Origin of the sequence: Allomesorhizobium camelthorni (assembly GCF_011045125.1) — a bacterium.
Lineage (GTDB): Bacteria > Pseudomonadota > Alphaproteobacteria > Rhizobiales > Rhizobiaceae > Allomesorhizobium > Allomesorhizobium camelthorni.
In genome coordinates this window covers 1-1,324 of record NZ_JAAKZF010000253.1, presented here as the reverse complement: position 1 = coordinate 1,324, position 1,324 = coordinate 1, and the positions used below count along the sequence as shown (strand labels likewise).

Annotated in this window: 1 protein-coding gene and 2 pseudogenes; all 3 read left to right on the top strand. The window is 63.7% G+C overall.

The features are described from left to right. Positions 1-312 (top strand): type II toxin-antitoxin system VapC family toxin (locus tag G6N73_RS38195; RefSeq protein ID WP_165034543.1); only part of this gene is annotated, 312 nt, incomplete at its 5' end. After that, positions 313-1,006: pseudogene (locus tag G6N73_RS35680) on the top strand (transposase); the annotation flags it as partial. A gap of 19 nt (positions 1,007-1,025) precedes the next feature. Beyond that, positions 1,026-1,229, top strand: a pseudogene (locus G6N73_RS35675) (transposase); the annotation flags it as partial. Positions 1,230-1,324 lie beyond the last annotated feature (95 nt).

The following is a 1,324-nucleotide window of genomic DNA, read 5'->3' as shown; positions in this document are numbered from 1 at the left end:
CTGATCGACGGCGAGCCGGTCTTCGTCGGTGTCACGGTCGTGCTAGAGGTCGAATGGGTGCTGCGCAGCTCCTACGAATATCGACCGTCCGACGTCGCCCGGGCGCTGCGTGCCTTCGGCGGCCTTCCCACCGTGGCGATCGAGGACGGCGCAGCCATTGCCACCGCCCTCGATCTCGCCGAGAAGGGAATGGATTTCGCGGACGCACTACACCTTAGCCGAGCCGCGCATTGTAACGGCTTCGCCAGTTTCGATCGTAGATTCGTTAGGGCAGCCACGGCTGCTGGCTATGACGGTGTCCGTGACGCGTGATCTGTTGCTCACCACGCCTCCGAGATTCGGGTGGTTGGTATCGATGCCTGGAGCTGGCGGCGAGCGACGCGATGCGGCACTATCGTGGTTGATCTCGAGCGACGCTCGGTCGTCGACATTCTGGACGACCGGAGTGTGGAGAGTGCAGCCAGGTGGCTGCGGGGCCATCCTTCCGTCGAGATCGTCAGCCGAGACCGCTGCGGCCTGTATGCGCAAGCCGTCCGTGAAGGTGCACCGCGGCCTGGCAGGTGGGCCGATCGGTCTCATCTGGTACAGAATTTTCGTACGGCAGTCGAGGAACAGATGAGCCTTTCCGGCCGTGCTTCAGGAAGAGCCATCCTGTCCGAGGACGCGATCGTTGACGCTGCGATTCATCGCCGGCGTGCCCGGCTCGCGCATAGGCAGTCTCGCCGGGAGATATTCGAGATGCTCCACGCCTTACTCCAGGAGGGTCTGTCCTACAGTGAGATCGCCCGACGGACCGGCTATGAGCGGTGCAGCATAGCGAACTGGCTTGCATTCCAGGCCCCACCAGATGGGCGGCGAGCGGCATTGAACCCGACGTCACCGTGGTATCTTGAGACGTTCCTTGCTCAAATGCTGGAAGGGGAACCGCTGCGGGCGACATCTGTTTCATGACGTCAAGCAGCGCGGCTACACCGGCAGCTTCTCCAATCTGGAGCGCCGTGCTGGTCGAGGACTTGGGCGCCGAATGGCGCAGCCTTGATGCGCGGATTGCCGCCCTAGATGCAAAGTTCGCGGCAATGGCGCGCGAGGACGAAGCAGTGAGCCGGCTTGCGACGATCCCCGGGATCGGTGTTATCAACGCCACTGCCCTGGTTGCTGCGGTCGGCGATGCCCCGAGCTTCGGGCGCGGCCGCGATCATGCCGCCTGGCTGGGCCTGACACCCCGGCGGGCGCCCGCCGCGGCATTATTCCCCGCCGCTATGAAACCTATAAATGCCAGCCATTGGATAATTTCGTCCCGCGCTGCGACAACTGGGCACCATCC